This window comes from Bacillus sp. FSL R9-9492 (assembly GCF_038007365.1).
GTDB lineage: Bacteria > Bacillota > Bacilli > Bacillales > Bacillaceae_G > Bacillus_A > Bacillus_A mycoides.
Window position 1 is genome coordinate 477,738 of record NZ_JBBOXC010000001.1, and the last position, 20,154, is coordinate 497,891.

Annotated in this window: 22 protein-coding genes; 13 read left to right on the plus strand and 9 right to left on the minus strand. The window is 35.2% G+C overall.

Annotated features, from left to right (window positions below; all coding sequences use genetic code 11):
• Positions 1-176 precede the first annotated feature (176 nt).
• A complete protein-coding gene (locus MKY70_RS02440) occupies positions 177-770 on the plus strand; it encodes a DedA family protein (RefSeq protein WP_002029574.1) in 594 nt (197 codons plus the stop codon).
• 14 nt (positions 771-784) lie between these two features.
• Here MKY70_RS02440 and MKY70_RS02445 read toward each other — a convergent pair whose 3' ends face one another.
• From MKY70_RS02445 to MKY70_RS02455, 3 genes are all read right to left on the minus strand, one after another.
• Positions 785-1,213, minus strand: a complete 429-nt coding sequence (locus MKY70_RS02445) for an EamA family transporter (protein ID WP_002029573.1) — start codon at positions 1,211-1,213, stop codon at positions 785-787.
• A gap of 107 nt (positions 1,214-1,320) precedes the next feature.
• Entirely contained in the window at positions 1,321-1,467 is a 147-nt protein-coding gene (locus tag MKY70_RS02450; RefSeq protein WP_000817786.1) for a BH0509 family protein, read from the minus strand.
• Between the two features lie 156 nt (positions 1,468-1,623).
• On the minus strand, positions 1,624-2,040 hold the full coding sequence (locus MKY70_RS02455) for a pyridoxamine 5'-phosphate oxidase family protein (protein WP_002140268.1): 417 nt from the start codon (positions 2,038-2,040) through the stop codon (positions 1,624-1,626).
• Between the two features lie 179 nt (positions 2,041-2,219).
• Between MKY70_RS02455 and cax the strand changes: the two genes are divergently transcribed.
• Together cax and MKY70_RS02465 are read left to right on the plus strand one after the other, a co-directional pair.
• Positions 2,220-3,275, plus strand: a complete 1,056-nt coding sequence (gene cax / locus MKY70_RS02460) for a calcium/proton exchanger (RefSeq protein WP_012260267.1) — start codon at positions 2,220-2,222, stop codon at positions 3,273-3,275.
• 81 nt (positions 3,276-3,356) lie between these two features.
• Positions 3,357-4,154 (plus strand): YfkD famly protein, encoded by a 798-nt coding sequence (locus MKY70_RS02465; protein ID WP_088031666.1) that lies wholly within the window; start codon positions 3,357-3,359, stop codon positions 4,152-4,154.
• Between the two features lie 192 nt (positions 4,155-4,346).
• Here MKY70_RS02465 and yfkAB read toward each other — a convergent pair whose 3' ends face one another.
• Complete coding sequence (gene yfkAB, locus MKY70_RS02470) at positions 4,347-5,474, minus strand: radical SAM/CxCxxxxC motif protein YfkAB (RefSeq protein ID WP_002125019.1); 1,128 nt, start codon at positions 5,472-5,474, stop codon at positions 4,347-4,349.
• A gap of 213 nt (positions 5,475-5,687) precedes the next feature.
• On the opposite strand from yfkAB, the gene MKY70_RS02475 reads away from it, so the two are divergent.
• From MKY70_RS02475 to truA, 6 genes are all read left to right on the plus strand, one after another.
• Positions 5,688-5,870 (plus strand): SE1561 family protein, encoded by a 183-nt coding sequence (locus tag MKY70_RS02475; RefSeq protein ID WP_002010264.1) that lies wholly within the window; start codon positions 5,688-5,690, stop codon positions 5,868-5,870.
• A gap of 206 nt (positions 5,871-6,076) precedes the next feature.
• Positions 6,077-7,600 carry a class I fumarate hydratase gene (gene fumA, locus MKY70_RS02480; protein WP_088031665.1) on the plus strand — a complete coding sequence of 508 codons (1,524 nt, stop codon included), beginning with the start codon at positions 6,077-6,079 and terminating at the stop codon, positions 7,598-7,600.
• Between the two features lie 126 nt (positions 7,601-7,726).
• A complete protein-coding gene (gene pdaA, locus MKY70_RS02485; RefSeq protein WP_088031664.1) occupies positions 7,727-8,509 on the plus strand; it encodes a delta-lactam-biosynthetic de-N-acetylase in 783 nt (260 codons plus the stop codon).
• A 59-nt stretch (positions 8,510-8,568) separates the two neighbouring features.
• Positions 8,569-9,432 carry a DNA-3-methyladenine glycosylase family protein gene (locus tag MKY70_RS02490; RefSeq protein ID WP_050000837.1) on the plus strand — a complete coding sequence of 288 codons (864 nt, stop codon included), beginning with the start codon at positions 8,569-8,571 and terminating at the stop codon, positions 9,430-9,432.
• 10 nt (positions 9,433-9,442) lie between these two features.
• Positions 9,443-10,822, plus strand: a complete 1,380-nt coding sequence (rlmD, locus tag MKY70_RS02495) for a 23S rRNA (uracil(1939)-C(5))-methyltransferase RlmD (RefSeq protein WP_002029595.1) — start codon at positions 9,443-9,445, stop codon at positions 10,820-10,822.
• Between the two features lie 83 nt (positions 10,823-10,905).
• On the plus strand, positions 10,906-11,643 hold the full coding sequence (gene truA / locus MKY70_RS02500) for a tRNA pseudouridine(38-40) synthase TruA (RefSeq protein ID WP_002125027.1): 738 nt from the start codon (positions 10,906-10,908) through the stop codon (positions 11,641-11,643).
• 52 nt (positions 11,644-11,695) lie between these two features.
• On the opposite strand, the gene MKY70_RS02505 is transcribed toward truA, so the two are convergent.
• Both MKY70_RS02505 and MKY70_RS02510 read right to left on the minus strand, forming a co-directional pair.
• Positions 11,696-11,893, minus strand: coding sequence for a hypothetical protein (locus MKY70_RS02505; RefSeq protein WP_002140273.1), 198 nt, complete (start codon positions 11,891-11,893; stop codon positions 11,696-11,698).
• 81 nt (positions 11,894-11,974) lie between these two features.
• On the minus strand, positions 11,975-13,378 hold the full coding sequence (locus MKY70_RS02510; protein WP_341023000.1) for a sigma-54 interaction domain-containing protein: 1,404 nt from the start codon (positions 13,376-13,378) through the stop codon (positions 11,975-11,977).
• A 301-nt stretch (positions 13,379-13,679) separates the two neighbouring features.
• Between MKY70_RS02510 and MKY70_RS02515 the strand changes: the two genes are divergently transcribed.
• From MKY70_RS02515 to MKY70_RS02525, 3 genes are all read left to right on the plus strand, one after another.
• Positions 13,680-13,934, plus strand: coding sequence for a biotin/lipoyl-containing protein (locus MKY70_RS02515; RefSeq protein WP_002063671.1), 255 nt, complete (start codon positions 13,680-13,682; stop codon positions 13,932-13,934).
• 105 nt (positions 13,935-14,039) lie between these two features.
• The gene (locus MKY70_RS02520; RefSeq protein WP_033708760.1) at positions 14,040-15,461 is read left to right on the plus strand and encodes an amino acid permease; all 1,422 of its coding nucleotides are present in this window, start codon (positions 14,040-14,042) and stop codon (positions 15,459-15,461) included.
• A gap of 47 nt (positions 15,462-15,508) precedes the next feature.
• Positions 15,509-16,831, plus strand: a complete 1,323-nt coding sequence (locus MKY70_RS02525; RefSeq protein WP_088031662.1) for an acetylornithine deacetylase — start codon at positions 15,509-15,511, stop codon at positions 16,829-16,831.
• 97 nt (positions 16,832-16,928) lie between these two features.
• Here the strand turns inward: MKY70_RS02525 and MKY70_RS02530 are convergent, their stop codons facing one another.
• On the minus strand, positions 16,929-17,582 hold the full coding sequence (locus MKY70_RS02530; RefSeq protein WP_002169221.1) for a helix-turn-helix domain-containing protein: 654 nt from the start codon (positions 17,580-17,582) through the stop codon (positions 16,929-16,931).
• 137 nt (positions 17,583-17,719) lie between these two features.
• Between MKY70_RS02530 and ytaF the strand changes: the two genes are divergently transcribed.
• Positions 17,720-18,331, plus strand: coding sequence for a sporulation membrane protein YtaF (gene ytaF, locus MKY70_RS02535; protein WP_088031661.1), 612 nt, complete (start codon positions 17,720-17,722; stop codon positions 18,329-18,331).
• Between the two features lie 162 nt (positions 18,332-18,493).
• Here ytaF and MKY70_RS02540 read toward each other — a convergent pair whose 3' ends face one another.
• Both MKY70_RS02540 and glsA read right to left on the minus strand, forming a co-directional pair.
• Complete coding sequence (locus MKY70_RS02540; RefSeq protein WP_002125038.1) at positions 18,494-18,838, minus strand: DUF3969 family protein; 345 nt, start codon at positions 18,836-18,838, stop codon at positions 18,494-18,496.
• 173 nt (positions 18,839-19,011) lie between these two features.
• Positions 19,012-19,941 (minus strand): glutaminase A, encoded by a 930-nt coding sequence (gene glsA, locus MKY70_RS02545; RefSeq protein WP_002029606.1) that lies wholly within the window; start codon positions 19,939-19,941, stop codon positions 19,012-19,014.
• Positions 19,942-20,154 lie beyond the last annotated feature (213 nt).

Consider the following 20,154-nt stretch of genomic DNA (forward strand, 5'->3'; position numbering starts at 1 on the left):
GCTAATAATCAGTGGGGATGGATAAAAAACCACTGATTAAATCTCTATTTAAGGAATGGAATAGAAGTAGAGTTCATTATAAAAACAATGTATAGTGAATATGTATACCATGTTTGTCTTAAAGATAGAATGGGCACAATATGGGATAACGATCGTGTATAGGATGTGTCTTCCGAATGGAACAACATATTGGCGAGTTAATCGCACATTATGGATATTTTGGAATTATTATAGCTTTAGCTGGCGGGATTGTTGGATTACCTATACCGGATGAGTTTTTATTGACTTTTATTGGATATAACATTTCAAAAGGAGTTATGTCAGGAACAGCTGCTTTTTTAAGTGGAATGGCAGGTGCAATGCTTGGCATTACATTAAGTTACATATTAGGTTTAAAACTTGGGCTCCCTGTTTTAAAAAAATATGGTCCGAAAGTTAGAATTAAGGAACATCATATTGAAAAAACACATATTTTATTTGAAAAATACGGTCCATTTCTTTTAATGATTGGCTACTTTATACCGGGAGTACGTCATTTAACAGCATATTTTGCTGGAGTTTCAAATTTAACATTGTGGCGATTTTGTTTGTATGCTTACGGTGGTGCACTAATTTGGATAAGTGTTTTTATTGGCTTAGGTTGGAAACTGGGAGAGAAGTGGCGCTTTGTTGAATATAGTTTACATCATTATGGAATATGGATCTTATTAGTTTCGGCAATTGTAATATTGATTGTGTGGATTTACATAAGGAAAAGAAAAAACCGCTAATAATAGCGGTTTTTTTAGCTGAAAGCGATAAATAATACACCAGCTGTAATAAAGACTACACCAATACCGGTCATAAAGTTTAACTTTTCACCTAATATAATCATCGCGAGAATAATGGAAAATACTACACTTAATTTATCGATAGGTGCTACTTGTGAAACTTTTCCTGTTTTTAACGCAAGAAAATAAAATAGCCATGACGAAGCACCAGCGATTCCACTTAATGTGATAAATAGCAGTGCTTTTTTATTTAGGAGGACATCACCGATATTTTGAAATTTACCTTGTATAATAATAACTCCTACCATAAATAATGCCATAATAATAGAGCGAACCGTTGTTGCGACGTTGGCATCGATTCCATCTAAGCCAATCTTTCCGAAAATAGATACGAGGGCAGCAGCAATTGCTGATAATAGTGCGAATAATAGCCATGAACTCATAGTGAAACTCCTCCAATCTTACATTATTATACATGAAAATCATTCTCATGTATAAAAACGAAATAAACCCCCGCCCTATATTTTTAATAAGGTGGGGGTTTATTATACTACTCTGCTATTTCTTCATATAAAAAGTACGTTACATTATAAATATGCTCTACTTCATCATCCGTCATAAATAATAATTCGTCACGTTCAATCCCTTTTTTCTTTTCAATAAACTCAATCATGTTTTTTCGTTCTTCTCTTTTCATCAATTTTAATTTCTCCCCTCAATCTGTTTTAATACAGTTTATTTAAGTTACTGCTATTATATAACAGAATCTTTAGAAAGTTCCACCTATTTTATTGTTTTTTTCAGAAGAACCTTTCGACAAAACAAGCCCACCTAAGGGGGGCTTGTTTTTATTTTATAGTCGTAAAAACTCGGGCTCGGTCGTACCAGCACTATCGATGTAATAAATTGTATCGGGATTGATTTTTATTAGTACGTAATTAGGGTCTTCCGCACCGAGTAACCAGCGTTTTAAGCTATTAGTCCAAAATTTGTTTTTTAATGTTTGATCTTCTTCGATGGAAGCTATGCCTTCAACTTCAATGTAATCCTCATCTAATTTCTTTCCTTCACGTCCAAGTAGTACATGTACATTGGGATTTTTTTCAATATCTGTTATCTTTTTTGAATTTCGATCTGTTGCAACATATAGTACAAAATCTTCGTGGAAAAACATCATAAAGGCGCTATGTGGCTTATCGTTACGTACAGTAGATAATACACCAGTGCGTTGACCTTGAATAATAGTTGCGATTTTTTCTTTTAAGTGCATATTTTTAGCCTCTTTTCATAATTCATAATTTTTTCTGTCTGGACAAGATAATTTAAATATCTTTCATACTGTTTTCTTCAATCCGATTTTTTAAACGTAATTGTGATGAAATCGGACAAGTTAGGAGATGAATAATAATAATATCGAGGAGAAATACATACGATGGAAGGATGAAAAGCATGTTTAATAAAATATTTCTCATAGTAGCGCTTATAGGTGTACCACTTTCTGTAATCGGAAAAACACTTCATTGGCCACAAACTATTATGTTTGCTGTATACTGCATTACTATTATTGCATTAGCTGGTTTTATGGGGAGGGCGACAGAAAGTTTAGCAATTGTTTCTGGGCCTCGGATAGGTGGTTTATTAAATGCAACTTTCGGTAATGCCGTGGAACTTATCATTTCAATTTTTGCACTCCAGGCAGGATTAACAGAAGTTGTTTTAGCTTCCTTAACTGGTTCTGTACTTGGAAACTTATTACTGGTAGGAGGGTTATCCTTCTTTATAGGTGGCCTTAAGTATAAAAGACAAAGTTTCAATGTTTATGATGCAAGACATAATTCAGCTTTATTAATATTTGCTGTTGTCGTAGCCTTTGTTATTCCAGAGATTTTTTCAATGAAGATGGATGCTGGAAAGACGTATCAATTAAGTATTGGTGTTTCTATTATCATGATCATTATGTACCTTGCTGCATTGCTATTTAAGTTAGTTACGCACCGCGGTGTATATCAACATAAGAGCGATGAAGAAGTACATGAGGAGGAGCCTGAGTGGTCGAAAGGTAAAGCGCTACTCGTTTTAGCGATAGCAACACTTGCAGTTGCTTATGTGTCAGAGGCACTCGTACATACTTTTGAAACGGTCGCAAAGTCGTTTGGCTGGTCAGAGTTATTTATAGGGGTTATTATCGTTGCAATTGTTGGTAATGCAGCAGAACATGCATCTGCGATTATTATGGCATATAAAAATAAAGTAAATATCGCAGTAGAAATTGCAGTAGGTTCTACATTACAAATCGCCATGTTTGTTGCTCCTGTTTTAGTACTTCTTTCGATGTTTTTTGCACAAAAGATGCCGTTAGTATTTACAATACCAGAGCTTGTTTCCATGATTACAGCTGTTTTCTTAACTATTGCTATTTCAAATGATGGGGATACAAACTGGTTTGAAGGAGGCACTTTATTAGCTGCGTATGTCATTATGGGAATTGGTTTTTATTTATTATGAAAAATAGGGATAACAATGCTTCAGAGGGAAAACACTAAATACAGTAATTTATATACCTTTACATAGGAAGGAGCCAGACAGGTGAAACGAGTATACAGCATATGTCTTTCAACCATGGTCTCGTTTATTTTATTATTTCCTAACAGTAGTTTTGCAAAGACAACGGTAGAAGTAAAAATGCCTTCATCTGTTTTAAATATTTCAAAGGATAATACATTTCCAAATGATGCACAAGATTTACCGCGTTTACAGCCAAGTAAGTTTGCGCAAGAACTATTGAAAACAGTAAATATCAAAATTGAAAACCCAGATTTAATTCGAATGTTTAATGAAACGACAATTTCGAATGCACCGCTTGCAGTAGGGTACCGAGCGAAAATTTATTTAGGGCAATGGGCATTAAATTATGAGTCAATAGACACATCGATTAATTGGGAATATAAGCAAGTAAATCGAAATGTATATGATAATCGCGGAGGGGATCGCTTATACCCACTTCGCTATAAGCAAGAAACCCAAAAGACAATCGAAGGTGATTTAACAGCAGATATGAAAGATACTACAGATGTGAAAAAAATGATGCTTCTAAAAGCGCTTGAAAAAGTACAATTGCCACTTTCATTTAAAACAACCATTGGTTATGGTACCGGACATGAGCGTGTTTATAATATTAGTCCAAGTCAACTTGGATATTTATATGCGTATACACCAGCAGTAAATGAAAAAGGAAAAGTAACATTTGGAGAAGTCTACCTTGTGTTAAAAGGGAATCAAAAAAAGCTTGTCGTGAAAAATATTACATCTCAAGGAATCGGAGCCGCTATTCCAATTCATGATCATTTATTTTTTAAATTTGTTTCTTCATCGCATGCACAATGAAATAAAAAACGTCAGCCTATAAGCTGACGTTTTTTATTTATCCCGCTATTTGCGGGCAGTAAAACTCCCACCTCAAAATTCGGCTGGAGCAAAGAAGTTAGGTGGGAGGCCCTGCTGCCCGTAAACTCCCGATTGGTGTGGGCTAATAATCAGTGGGGGATGAACAAAACAACCACTGATTAAAGTTTCACTTTATAACATAATGTTTGATGTTTTTGATAAGAAATCTTCTTTTGGATAGTAGCTATTTTTTACAAGAACGTTTGGTCCAAGGCATTTCACGGCAGGACAATGGCAACTTAATGATTTTGCTGTTTTTGAGTCACACCATTTGTCGTAAGCTTCTTGTAGTGTATTTGTTTGTACATTACCTAGAAGCGGGACATCACCGAAGTCGGTCACGATAATATTTCCATCGAAAATATTTACGTTCAAACGAGAACGACCATCTGGATCATTGCGGACAGTTACATTTTTACTTTCATGTAATTTCTTTAGTGTAGCTAAATCGTGTTCATTATCACTACATGCATAGAAAGGTAATGTTCCGAATAACATCCACACATTTTCATCACGGATCTCTAATAAATGTTCAACTGCATTTCGAATTTCTTCTTTTGTTAAAATTTCAAGTGTGCTAGCGAAGTCACTCGGATACATCGGGTGAACTTCATGACGTTTACAGCCCATTTCTTCAACGATTTGACGGTGAATATGTTCAATATGTGGTAGAGTTCGTTTGTTTAACATAGTTTCGGCTGATACGAGTACACCTGCCTCTGATAGAGCTTTACTATTTGTAATCATTCTTTCAAATAATTTAGCGCGCTGTTCATAAGTAGGCTTACGCTCCATCATTGCAAATCCGCCTTCAACGAAGTCATCGATTGTTCCCCAGTTATGTGAAATGTGCAATACATCTAAGTAGGGAATAATTTGTTCGTAACGTGCTAAATCTATAGTTAAGTTTGAGTTAATTTGAGTGCGAACGCCTCGTTCATGGGCGTATTTTAAGAGTGGTGTTACATAGTTGTCGACGGATTTTTTTGAAAGCATAGGTTCTCCGCCTGTAATACTTAAAGAACGTAAATGAGGAATCTCATCTAATCGTTTTAATAAAAGCTCCATCGGAAGCGGGTTTGGATCTTTCGGCTGTAATGTGTAACCAACAGCGCAATGCTCGCAACGCATATTGCATAACGTCGTCGTTGTAAACTCAACGTTTGTTAATAGTAGTTTGCCGTACTCTTCAAGGTCCATATACGCTTCCCATGGATCGTAAGAAGGAGTAATCGGCTTCATTATTTGTGATATCGTCATATGAAATACTCCTTTGACTATTGAAATAACAATTTGTCCATTCTCTATAATAGAAGAATATGAGCTTTTTATAAAGTGAAACTTTTTTGTGAAAAAAGAGAGAGGGCTTACATTATAATGAATTACTGTGACGAAATTGATGAAATTACATGCCCATAGCAATCATTTTTGCGGTATAATAAAAGCAACTCGAATTAAAAGGAGAGTGCCTTCATGGGAAAAGCAATTCAAGGTAAAGATTCACAACTAGTATATTTGAAAGAACGTTTAAATATGTTCATTGAAGTAATTGATACGATTGAACCAGAAGAGGTAGAATTAGAAGATGTAGATCGTCTTCTTGCAATGTTAGATGAATTAGAACTGAAATGTGAGCAATTTAAAAAAGACGAATAATATATTAAAAAGGCTGCCACTACAAAATTGGCAGCCTTTTTCTGTACGGATAATAGAAGGAATATAGAAAAAAAGGTATAATCAAGTTGTGAAAAATTTCATTTAACCTTTAATGGCGTGAAATAAATAAACAGCTGAAGAGTATAACAATGGAATTTTCATTTCATAACGTTTTGGTAGCGTTCACAATTGAGGGGGAAGTAACAATGGAAAAGCTTCAAGAAAGCATGTATCAACTAATTGTTGAAACGTCAACGAACTTACCGAAAGATGTTCGTCGCGCAATTCAACAAGCGAAAGAACGAGAAAATGCAGGAACTCGTTCGGCGATGGCACTTGGCACAATTACGAATAACATTAAAATGGCAGATGATAATATCTCGCCAATTTGCCAAGATACAGGGATGCCAACGTTTAAAATTTATACACCAGTTGGTGTGAATCAATTAAAACTGAAGGAAGCTATCTATAGTGCGCTTGAGCGGGCGACAAAAGATGGTAAACTTCGTCCAAACTCTGTTGATTCTCTTTTTGGAGACAATAGCGGAAACAATTTAGGACCAGGTACACCTGTTATTAAGTTTGAACAATGGGAAAAAGATTACATTGATGCACGTTTAATTTTAAAGGGCGGCGGTTGTGAGAATAAAAATATTCAATATAGCCTGCCTTGTGAAATAGAAGGACTTGGACGAGCTGGGCGTGATTTAGAAGGAATTCGTAAATGCCTTCTTCATGCAGTATATCAAGCGCAAGGTCAAGGGTGTAGCGCAGGAGTAATCGGCGTCGGTATCGGGGGAGACCGCACATCAGGTTACGAATTAGCAAAAAATCAATTATTCCGTACATTAGATGATGTAAATCCAGTTCCAGAATTACACAAGCTTGAAGAGTATGTATTAGAGAATGCGAATAAGCTTGGCATTGGTACGATGGGATTTGGCGGAGAAACAACTTTATTAGGTTGCAAAATTGGAGTATATAATCGTTTGCCAGCGAGCTTCTACGTATCTGTTGCGTATAATTGTTGGGCATATCGTCGTCTTGGCGTAACAATTCATCCTGAAACAGGTGAAATTATGGATTGGTTATACCAAGAAGGTGAAGATACACTTCAACAAGACGCTGCGCAAGAACAAACAGAGCAGCGTGAAATCGTATTACAAGCTCCAATTACAGAAGAGCAAATTCGTGAACTTCGTGTTGGTGACGTTGTTACAATTAACGGCATGATGTATACAGGACGTGATGCGATTCATAAACATTTAATGGATAACGATTGTCCAGTAGATTTAAAGGGACAAATTATTTATCACTGTGGTCCAGTTGTAGTGAAAAATGAAAATGACAATTGGCAAATTAAAGCGGCAGGCCCAACGACAAGCATTCGTGAAGAGCCATATCAAGGCGATATTATGAAAAAGTTCGGTATTCGTGCTGTAATTGGTAAAGGCGGTATGGGTGCTAAAACATTAGCAGCTTTAGAAGAACACGGTGGTGTGTACTTAAATGCAATTGGTGGTGCAGCGCAATATTATGCTGAATGTATTAAAGAAGTGAAAGATGTTGATTTCTTACAATTCGGTATCCCAGAGGCAATGTGGCATTTACGTATCGATGGTTTTAAAGCAGTTGTAACGATGGATTCTCATGGTAAAAGTCTACATGCTGATGTTGATAAAACATCACTTGAAAAATTGGCGAGCTTTAAAGAACCTGTATTTAAGTAAAGAGAAGTGCATCTCGAATTATTCGAGGTGCATTTTTTTGGTATATATAGAAAAACATGTTCAGCATGAAAGAAAGCAGGGAAACAGAAACTACAGGTACGATTATATATGGAAAGGAGACTATTTATGAAATATAAATGGTTATATATAGGTCTCATTTTTTCAATTATGATGGCACTTGTTCCAGTTTCAGCATTTGCTTATACGAATACACCACATAACTGGGGAATCCCACGTCCTAAAAATGAAACGGTGCCAGATGCAGGGAAACTATATACAGAATTACTACAAAAAAATGGTGGGTTTTATTTAGGAGATACGAAGAAAAAAGATATTTATTTAACATTTGATAATGGATACGAAAATGGATATACAGGAAAGATTTTAGATGTACTGAAGGAGAAAAAAGTACCAGCAACTTTCTTTGTGACGGGACATTATATAAAAACACAAAAAGATTTATTATTAAGAATGAAAAATGAAGGACATATTATTGGTAATCATTCTTGGAGTCATCCAGATTTTACAACAGTAAATGATGCAAAACTTCGTGAAGAATTAACGAGCGTAACGGAAGAGATTAAAAAAGTTACTGGGCAAAAAGAAGTGAAATATGTACGCCCTCCGCGAGGCGTGTTTAGTGAAAGAACGCTAGCGCTTACGAAAGACATGGGATATTATAACGTGTTTTGGTCGCTTGCATTTCTTGATTGGAAAGTAGATCAGCAAAGAGGATGGCAATATGCTCATAATAATGTAATGACTATGATTCATCCAGGATCTGTTTTGTTACTTCATGCAATATCAAAAGATAATGCAGAAGCACTTGCGAAAATCATTGATGATTTGCGCGAGAAAGGGTATCATTTTAAAAGCCTAGATGATTTAGTAAAAAGCAATCAACCGTAAGCATGTATGCTTGCGGTTTTCTCATGCTATAATGATGTGTAAAAAGGATGGGGAAACGTATGTGGAGCGAACATGTTACGTTAGAATATCCGTACCATTTTGAGGAAGTACTAAAGCGTTTATCTTTCGACCCGTTAAACGTTATTCAATTAGACGAGAAAGTAATTTATGTCCCGCTTTTTATAGACGAAGAACAGATTGTTGTTCGTTTGCAAGGGATTGGTACTGTTCAAAATCCACAGTTTTGGATCTCTAGTCAGGCAGGAGATCAAGAGAAAGTAATGAAACGAATGAAATCCATTTTTCACTGGAATGAACCGTTTCAAAATATACAAAATCATTTTTTAAACACATCATTACGTCCACTATTTGAAACATATGCTTATACTCCAATTATTTTAGAATTTGATTATTTCGCTTGTCTTCTTCGCTGTATTATTCATCAACAAATAAATTTGAAATTTGCTACTGTGCTAACAGATCAATTTGTAAAACGATATGGGACAGAGAAGAACGGCGTTTTCTTTTTCCCAACACCAGAAAGAGTAGCAAACATTTCAATAGAAGAATTGAGAGAGCAGAAGTTTAGTCAGCGAAAAGCCGAATATATAGTAGGATTAGCAAAACATATTGTAGGCGGTAAATTAGATTTAGCAAGGATACAAAACGAAACAGAAGAAGAAGTATCGGCACAATTGTTACCAATAAGGGGTATTGGAGCATGGACAGTGCAAAACTTTTTAATGTTTGGGCTTGGTCGGAAAAATATGTTTCCAAAAGCAGACATTGGAATTCAGCGCGCAGTGCAAGGTGTATTTCAATTAGATAATAAGCCTGATGATGCATTTTTAGAAAAAGTGAAACAAGAGTGTGAACCATATTGCAGTTATGCAGCGTTATATTTATGGAAAAGTATAGAGTAGAGGTGTAATAATGATACAAAAGCAACAAGAGAGTAAGTTGGAAGTTGGTCAAACGTTTCCTGTGACAATTAAACGTCTTGGGATTAACGGAGAAGGCGTTGGTTATTTTAAGAGACAAGTTGTTTTCATTCCAGGGGCATTACCAGGAGAAGAAGTTGTTGCTGAAGCAACGAAAATTCAGCGTGGCTTCGCTGAAGCGAAAGTGAAAAAAGTTCGTAAATCCTCACCACATCGTGTGAAAGCACCATGTTCAGTATATGAGGAGTGTGGTGGCTGTCAATTGCAGCATTTGGATTATAAAGAACAATTAAATCAAAAGCGTGATATCGTTGTACAAGCATTTGAGAAGTACATGAATAACAGTCTGGAAGAGAAAATTCGTCCGACGCTTGGTATGGAAAATCCATGGCATTATCGTAATAAAAGTCAATTGCAAGTGGGGCGTAAAGACGAAAAGGTTATTACAGGGTTATATAAGCAAAACTCACATCAGTTAATTGATATTTCTCATTGCATGATTCAACATAAAGCAACGAATGAAGCGACAAAAGTTGTAAGACGTATATTAGAAAAATTAAATGTTTCTATTTACAATGAGAAAAAACAAAAAGGTTTAGTACGCACAATTGTGACACGTACTGCAGTTCAAACAGGGGAAGTGCAAGTCACACTTATTACAACAAAAGAAGAATTACCAAATAAAGATCAATTTATCGCAGAAGTGCAAAAACAAATGCCAAGTGTTAAATCAATTATGCAAAACGTAAACTGGCGTAAAACATCTGTTATTTTCGGTGATAAAACATTTAAATTAGCTGGAAAAGAAGTAATTCAAGAAACACTAGGTGATTTATCATTTGAATTATCAGCACGCGCATTCTTCCAATTAAATCCAGAACAAACAGTTGTTTTATACGATGAAGCAAAAAAAGCAGCTGCTTTAACAGGAAACGAGAAGATTGTGGATGCGTATTGTGGTGTCGGTACGATTGGACTTTGGCTTGCGAATGATGCAGCGGAAGTACGTGGTATGGATGTAATTCCAGAAGCGATTGAAGATGCAAAGAAAAATGCAAAACGCCACGGATTCACAAATGCAAAGTATGAAGCTGGTAAAGCGGAACAATGGTTACCAAAGTGGGTAAAAGAAGGCTGGCGTCCAGATGTCATTGTTGTCGACCCACCGCGTACAGGTTGTGATGATAAATTACTTGAAACGATTTTAAAAGTGAAACCGAAACAAGTTGTTTACGTGTCTTGTAACCCTTCCTCATTAGCACGTGATGTGGAAACATTAATGGAGAGCTATGAAGTGGAGTATGTACAACCAGTTGATATGTTCCCGCATACAGCTCATGTAGAAAATGTAGTGAAACTTGTTAGAAAGTAACATTTAATAAGGAGATGTCCCTCACAAAGCAAGAGCTATGTGAGGGTATATTTTATTTAGCGAATGGAAGTAAGGAGAATATAATGAACAATTATAAATTGACGATTCAATATGATGGTGCGCGTTATAAAGGGTGGCAACGTCTTGGTAATAATGACAATACGATTCAGGGGAAAATCGAAAGTATAATATCTGAAATGGTCGGAAAAGAAATTGAAATTATCGGCTGTAGTAGAACGGATGCTGGTGTACACGCTTTGAATCAAGTAGCTAACTTTCAAAGTGATGAGAAGTTAGTAGAACATAAAGTGAAAAAGTATTTAAATCAATATTTACCAAATGATATTAGTATTACGAGTGTAGAAGAAGTACCAGATCGTTTCCATGCTCGTTACAATTCTAAAGCAAAAACATATCTTTATAAAATTTGGAATGAAGAGCATACGAACCCATTTATGCGTAAATACAGCATGCACGTGAATAAACAATTAAATGTGAAAAGCATGAAAGAAGCTGCGAAACATTTAGTTGGTTCACATGACTTCACTGCCTTTTCAAATGCAAAGTCTAAGAAAAAATCTATGGTTCGAGAAGTGTATACACTTGATGTTTCCGAAGAATCAGGATTTGTACAAATTAGAGTAAGTGGTAACGGATTCCTTCATAACATGGTGCGGAAAATTGTTGGAGCATTAATTGAAGTTGGATTAGGGCAATTAGAGGCGGACGCAATTCCAAACATTTTAGAGGAAAAACAACGTAATCAAATTAATTGTCTTGCTGAGGCGAGTGGATTGTATTTGGAGAATGTTGAATTTTAATAATAAGTAAAAAAATCGAGCTGATAAGGCTCGATTTTTTTGCACTCTGAAATTAAGAAGATTTCTCTTTCTTCATACGTAGCTTCAAATTCCAAAAAGCAGCAAGCATAATAGCTGCAAAGGAGCCGCTAATTGTGCCTAAGAGCTTTGCATGAGGAAAGCTGCTCATATCAATGAATAGCATTATACATAGAATGGTAGGGAAAAGACCTAAGTAGTGTAATAACTTCAACTTCTTATCATTACTCATATACATTGCCCCTTTCTAGCATATTATACGTTTATTATAACATATTTTACCAGTTTCTTTACACTTGGAGAAAGATTCATTTCATATGTGTAAGTGCAATTTTTTAATTCGATATTGTAAGTTTTGTCTACTCAATCCTAAAAATTTTGCGGCTTGTGAGATATTACCTTTATTTTCTTTAAGAATTTGATGGATATATTTCTTTTCCATTTCTTCGATTATACGTTTTAAAGTTTGTGGCGTATCAGTATTGTGACTAGTTAGCGGAGTCTGCATATTCAGTTCCTTTTTTGCTAGTTCGCGAAAGTGCGTTGGCATATGAAACGCTGTAATGATATTTTCATCTTCTATCAAGTTCATTGAACCCTCAATTATATGTTCTAATTCTCTAATATTACCGGGCCAATCGTATTTATAAAAGAAGTTATTTACGTTTAAATCTACATCTTTTACGCTAAGTTCAAATTGGATATTGTATTTTTCAATAAAGTGTTGAACAAGATATGCAATATCTTCTTTTCGTTCCCGTAAAGGTGGAAGACATAAAGTAACAACGCTTAATCGGTAATATAAGTCTTGTCTTAATCGATTGTGTGCTATGGCTTCAAGAGGATCTTCATTAATAGTTGCTATAATACGAACATCAATTTCTTTTTCTTGCGCCCCCCCAATTCTTCGTATTGTTTTCTCTTGTATAGCCCGCAGCAATTTAGCTTGAAGTGCTGGGCTTAATGAGTTGATTTCATCTAATAACAAAGTCCCGCCATTTGCCTCTTCAAATAAACCAGGTTTATCTATTGCTCCTGTAAAAGCACCTCGATTTGTACCAAATAGTAAACTTTCCATTAAGGTTTCTGGTATAGCGGCACAGTTTTGCGAAATGAATGGCTTTGTTGAACGCTTGCTTTCATTATGGATGCTTTGCGCAAATAGCTCTTTACCGGTCCCTGTTTCCCCGATGATAAGTATGGAGGAGGATGTACGTATTACTCTCTTTGCTTCTGCAATGACCGATTGAATAGCTCTAGAATCACCAATTATGTGATCAAAGGTAAACTTAGTATTTTGTTTTCGAGAAAGGTTCGTTTTCATTGTTTGCTTTAAATGACTAATCTCTTTTGAAATTTCAATAGCGCCTTTAATTTTTCCATTTTCTATTATAGGAAAAGTATCGTTAATCGTCGTAATCTCTTGTCCTTTATTGTTAAAATACGTTTGTTTTATATTTTTGTTTGTTTTTCCAAGTTTTAAAGCCTCTATAAGAGTACTATTTTTATTTTCTTCAAATGCAAATACTTCTAAAGGATTTTTATATAGCACATCTAAGCGATCCATTGATTCAATTTCCATCATTTTACGGTTATAGATAATCGTTTTACTTTCCTCATTAATAATATGGATCCCGATATCGAGTTCATTGAGTAAAGTTTCGTATAGCACATTCATTTCAATAATCTTTTTAAAATTGATTTCTTCTGTATGCATGTATTATCTTCTCCTCGTTATACCATATGAAGACTGATTTTTTATAATTTTATTAAAATTCTCATAAAATCGCAAAATTTTTTTGCTATTTTCTCTTAAAACTTTTCAAATGATAGAAAAATTTTGCGGTTATGCAGATTTTTTTCGTAAGAAATCCTAATTTTACATAGATATTGAGGTTGGTACGTATTTTGCATGAATAGTAGTTGAGATCTCTAAATTTAAAGAGTAGGGGGATTAGGAATCTTTATAGGTTATGCAACGTTTCAGTGCCAATTAATAAGAGGGAGGAATTTATAAAGTGAAGACGGTTGTAGAAGGCGTGTATAGTCCTTGTTACGGGAAAGTAGAGAAATTATTTGTTACTGAAAGTTCTTACGTATATGAGTGGGAAAAATTAGCGTTAATTGAAACGATAGATAAACAGAAAGTAGAAATTAAAGTGGGAATCAGTGGTTATATTGAATCATTAGAAGTGGTAGAAGGAGAAGCTATTGCTGATCAAAAATTATTAATAACAGTGAGGGATGACCTTTTAATAACAGGTAGTGATTAATAGTAGTAATATGTATTTTGCACTTTTTAATAATTATTTTTACTATGAAGGGTTTTAAAAACGCTTACATTAAAAGGGTTTGCTAAGTGAAAAGGGGGGATTTATATGATGGATCAAAACCAAGGATTAAAAAGGGAATTGAAAAGTCGGCACATATTTATGATTGCACTCGGAGGGGTTATTGGTACTGGGCTTTTTTTAGGATCCAGTTATACAATTCATGAAGCTGGACCTGGAGGAGCGATTGTAGCGTATCTTGTCGGTGGATTTGTTATGTATTTAACGATGCTCTGTCTTGGAGAGTTAGCGGTTGCGATGCCTGATGCAGGATCGTATCAAACATATGCTACAAAACATATTTCACCTGCAGCGGGTTATGTAGTGGGATGGATGTCGTGGCTAAACTGGACGGCTACGATAGGCATTGAATTAATTGCAGTTAGTATATTAATGAAACGTTGGTTTCCAGATGTATCATCATGGATTTGGTGCGTAGTGTTTGCCGTATTGCTCTTTGTTATTAATGCGTTATCTTCAAGAAGTTTTGCGGAGGTTGAATTCTGGTTTGCAAGTATTAAAGTAATTACAATTATTGCATTTATCATTTTGGGCGGGGCAGCAATGTTTGGTTTTCTAGATATGAAAGGAAATGAACCAGCGCCGATGTTTTCTAGCTTTACTGATTATGGTGGATTGTTCCCAAATGGATTATCAGCCATTTTAATTACGATGATTGCAGTTAATTTTTCCTTCCAAGGAACAGAACTAGTCGGTATTGCAGCTGGTGAGAGTGAAAATCCAGAGAAAACTATCCCGAAGGCAATTAATAATACAGTTTGGCGCATACTTATTTTCTTTGTACTATCTATTTTTATTCTTGCGGGACTATTTCCTTGGCAGCAAGCAGGAGTGATAGAAAGTCCATTCGTAGTTGTATTTGATAAAATTGGTATTCCTTATGCGGCTGATATTATAAATTTCGTTATTATTACAGCTGTACTATCAGTTGCGAATTCAGGATTATATGCAACTTCCCGTATGCTATGGTCTATGTCTAATCAAGGAATGATTAGCCCGATTTTTGGTAAGTTATCTAAAAACGGTGTTCCTATTTATGCATTGATTGTAAGTACGTTTGTAGGGTGTCTCTCATTACTATCAGGTATTTATGCGGAAGATACAGTTTATTTATGGCTTCTTTCAATTGCAGGGTTCGGAGCAATATTAGTTTGGGCATCTATTGCTCTTTCAAATTTATTGGCTAGAAGGACATATTTGAAGCAAGGCGGGGATATTAAGGACTTAAAATTTAAAACACCATTGTATCCATTTGTTCCAATTCTTGCTTTAGTATTAAATTTAACAGTAATTGTAGCTATGGCTTTTATTCCAGAACAAAGAATGGCATTGTATTGTGGTATTCCATTTATGATTGTTTGTTTACTGTTTTATCGTGCTACTAGAAATAAGAGAAGTAAAGTAGAACATATTGAAAAGACAAATACAACCGAATTAGAAAGTTTATAATAGTGATTAATTTGGAGACTGTAAGATTGTAAACAGTCTCTTTTTTTGTGAAAATAAATTTGGAAACATACTACGTATGCAAAGGGGAATTAGCAATGAATCAAGAAGTCTCACAGCTATTAAAACAGATGGATTTACGAAAAGACGAGCTACTAGAACTTACAAAAGCTTTAATTCGCTTTGAAACACCAGCACCACCAGCAAGAAATACAAATGAGGCGCAAGAATTTGTTGCGGAGTTTCTAAAAAAACGAAATTTTAGTATTGATAAATGGGATGTATATCCAAATGATCCGAATGTTGTTGGAGTGAAAAAGGGGACAGCAAGTGAGTCACATAAAAGTCTCATTATTAATGGACATATAGATGTTGCAGAAGTATCAAAGGACGAGCTGTGGGAAACAAATCCGTTTGAGCCGTTTATAAAAGATGGTTGGTTAGTTGGGAGAGGCGCGGCAGATATGAAAGGTGGACTAGCTGGAGCCTTATTTGCTATTCAACTTTTAGAAGAAGCGGGGATTGAATTACCTGGGGATTTAATTTTTCAATCGGTAATTGGCGAAGAAGTAGGAGAAGCAGGGACACTTCAATGTTGTAAGCGTGGTTATGATGCTGATTTTGCAGTAGTAGTTGATACAAGTAATTTACATATGCAAGGGCAGGGCGGCGTAATTACTGGATGGATTACAGTGAAAAGCCCGCAAACGTTTCATGATGCAACACGTAGACAAATGATCCATGCTGGAGGACGTCTATTTGGAGCGAGTGCGATTGAGAAAATGATGAAGATTGTCCAAAGCTTACAAGAATTAGAGCGTCATTGGGCAGTCATGAAAACATATGAAGGCTATCCATCTGGAACAACAACAATTAATCCAGCTGTTATTGAAGGAGGACGTCATGCGGCATTTATTGCGGATGAGTGCCGATTGTGGATAACCGTACATTTTTATCCAAATGAAACGCATGAACAAATAATAGAAGAAATAGAAGAGTATTTAGGAAAAGTGGCAGCAGCAGATCCATGGTTAAGAGAGAACCCACCACAATTTAAGTGGGGCGGGGAATCAATGATTGTGGATCGTGGCGAAATTTTTCCTTCTTTAGAAGTAGATAGCGAACATGTTGCTGTCAAAACGCTAAGTTCAGTACATGAATCTATTTTATCTAAAAATGCAATTTTAGATATGTCAGCAACGGTAACTGATGGCGGATGGTTTAGTGAGTTTAACATTCCAGCTGTTATTTACGGACCAGGTACATTAGAAGAAGCTCATTCAATAAATGAGAAAGTTGAAGTTGAGCAGTTAATTGAATTTACAAAAGTAATAACAGCGTTCATATATGAATGGTGTCATACAAAAAAATAGATTAGTATATTGAATTTGTACAGGTATGTACTTGTACGCTTTTTTAGTGAACTATTTCAGAGTTGAACATAAACAACTGAAATAGTTCTTTATTTTTCTATGTTTTTCGTTTTATTTCAATTAATTTCTCTTTAGCTAATTCAACGGCAATCGCATCATCTAAATAGCCGATTGGAAAAAGATAATCGGGGATAATGTCTGTTGATAAAATGAAATATAGTAAGGCACCCCCAATAATTGCACGCTCTTCGGTTGAAATGGTTTCTGTACAAAATTGTTGGTACATATTTGTTAATTGCTCAATGAAAGGACCAGCACTATCAATTTGTTCTATTTTACTTTTGAAACTCTCGTGAATACGCTTTTCGCCTTCAGTAGTTTGAGCATAGCGCTCGTAATTTTCAAGTTCTTGTTTTACACGAGTTGTTGTGTATTCGAAGTCGAATAGGTTAGAGGATTGTAATGTTTGTTGAATTGTATCGAGAGATGTGTACATATCTGCTTTTTCCTTATTTATGTGTGGAGAGTTAGGGTACATTTCATCAAGTAATAATTGCGGTGGAACTTGTAGACAGTTTGCGAATTTTTGTAAATGGTTTTGCTTCGGTTGTTGTTTGCCATTAATTATTCTTGAAATTGTTGCAGGATCAATATTTGTAAGTGTTCCTAGTTGGCGCATAGATAGAGCGCGCTCCTTTAACAGTTTCTTTATTAATTTACCGAGCCGCTCATTTGGATTTTCATTGGGCATAATGTAGGCACTCCTTTTCTATTGTCTATCGTTGAAAAAATGTTGAGCATTTATTACAAGTATATGAAACAGACAGGCACAGTTGCTCAACATTTTCATAATATGCAACGAAAAGTGAGAAAAGGGGTGACTGTACGATGAGTACGGCAGGTTTATTTTCAATTTTTTTAATCGGGATTGCGTCTAATTTAGATAATGCAGGTGTTGGGATTGCATATGGCATTCGTAAAATTCGAATTTCGTGGCTTAACAATTTTATCATCGCATTTTTTGGATTTTTATTTACTTTACTAGCTGGATTTTTTGGGAATTGGATCGCATTATTTATTTCAGAGTTCACAGCAAACATTATTGGAGCAGTCGTTTTAGGAATAATCGGGGTGTTTATTTTATGTCAGCCTTTCTTGAGTCAAAAAGATACCGTAGAATCTAAAGATAGTAGTGTACTTATGGAGGTTTTACGTAATCCAGAAAAAGCAGATTTTGATGGTTCTAAAACAATTAGTTTTTCTGAAGCAATTGTTTTAGGAGTTGCATTGTCCATAAACAATATTGCAGGTGGATTTGATGCTGGAGTAACAAATTTAAATCTTTGGCTTACGGCATGTATTTCTGGAGTTTTTAGTTTTATTTGTATTAGTGGTTTTACGTATGTTGGTAAAAGATTTTTAGCTGAATACTTAGGGAAATGGGCAACTATAATTGCAGGTGTGTTATTAATTCTTATTGGAATTGATCAATTGTTGTAAGAAGGATAGGGAAAACAGTATTCGAGTATTTCCTTGGAAATACACTAAAAAATTGCATATATCGACGTGAAATCTTTTCACGGTAATGAAAGATTGTAAGTATTATACAAATCTTTGGTGTAAAAAGGTTTAAAAAAGTAAAAGCACCTGTATAGGTGCTTTTTAGCGTATATCTTCAATTAGTTGTGCACATTCTTCATCATGCATACTGTACTCACTTAAAACTTGAATACAAAGCCATTTCAGTTCTTCAATACTATGCTCAAGTTCTTCGGGAAGTACATGGTAAATGTCTTCAAGTCCCATTCCGAAATGAATAAGTTCTAATACTTGATCATCGATGTTCCGATCCATTAATAGTTCAAGCACTTCTAAATTGAATATGTATCGGTGAGATTCATCGAGTGAAACAACTTTTAGTTTCAAACTTTCTACAATACTCAATATAAAAAGAAGAATTGTTTTTTCGAGAACAGGTTGTTTCTCCATTTGAAATATGAGTTTCATCTTTTACACCTCCACATACAGCGCTAGGTTGTACTATATTATTCAGGAGGGGGGAGCAAATATGCATAATAAAGAGAACTTTTATTACTGTTTTTTGAATTGTGTTGATGCCTAGTAGAACGGATTTTTTGTGAAATAAAAAATCCTGCCAATATAGCAGGATAACTTCTAAATTAAAACATACTCCAACCTTCTTGGGCAGAAAGTAATTCAAGAATTTTAAAACCAGCGATACTATTTCCGTTTGCATCTAAAGCTGGTCCGAAAATACCGATTCCCATTTCGCCTTTTACGCAGCCGAAAATGCCGCCCGCTACACCACTTTTTGCAGGGATTCCAACACGAATTGCAAATTCACCAGATTCATTATACATCCCGCAAGTAACCATAAATGTTTTACAAATTTTCGTAATATGTTTAGGGATGATCTGTTTCTTTTTATAAGGATCATATCCATCCATTGCAAAGATTAAACCAATACGTGCTAGGTCGATACAGTTAACCTCAATTGCACATTGACGCGTATATAAATCCATAAGTTCTTCAATATCGTTATCGATGATGCCATTTTGTTTCATATAGTAACAAAGTGAACGGTTTAAGTAAGCTGTTTCTAATTCAGAAGTGGCAACTTTAGAAGAATAACTAATAGTAGGATTGTCTGTTATATCACGCACAAATTGAAGAATGCGTTCCATCTTCTCCTCGTTATCATTACCAGCTAGCATACTTGTAATAGCTAATGCACCCGCATTAATCATTGGATTAAGAGGCTTGGAAGAACTTGTTGTTTCAAGCTTAATAATAGAATTAAATGGGTCACCAGTTGGTTCCATTCCAACTTTAGAAAATACATATTCTTCACCACGGTCTAAAAGGGCAAGAGCAAGTGTAATTACTTTAGAAATACTTTGAAGAGTAAATAGTGTTTGTGAGTTACCAGCATGGATATATTCTGTTTCTTTATGGAAAATGGCAATCCCTAGATCATTTGGATTTGCATTTCCTAGTTCGGGGATATAAGTAGCAAGTTTTCCTTTTTTCGTATATGGTTTTACTTGTTCTAACAACTGCTGTAAGTTGTTTGTTTCAATGCACTGCATAGTACCAACGCTCCTATTTCGAATTAACTAAGTTTACTTTTCCCGATATGCTCGGAAATAAATAATAACATGAAAAAGTGGAATGATAAAACGAAAGTTGGATGTTCTATAGTGAGTCTTCAGTTTCGATTATTCCGTGTTATAAAAGGGAAATTTTCCTTTTATATAACAGTTTGGAAATAGGAGATTTATCCATAAAAAGTTCGGAAATAA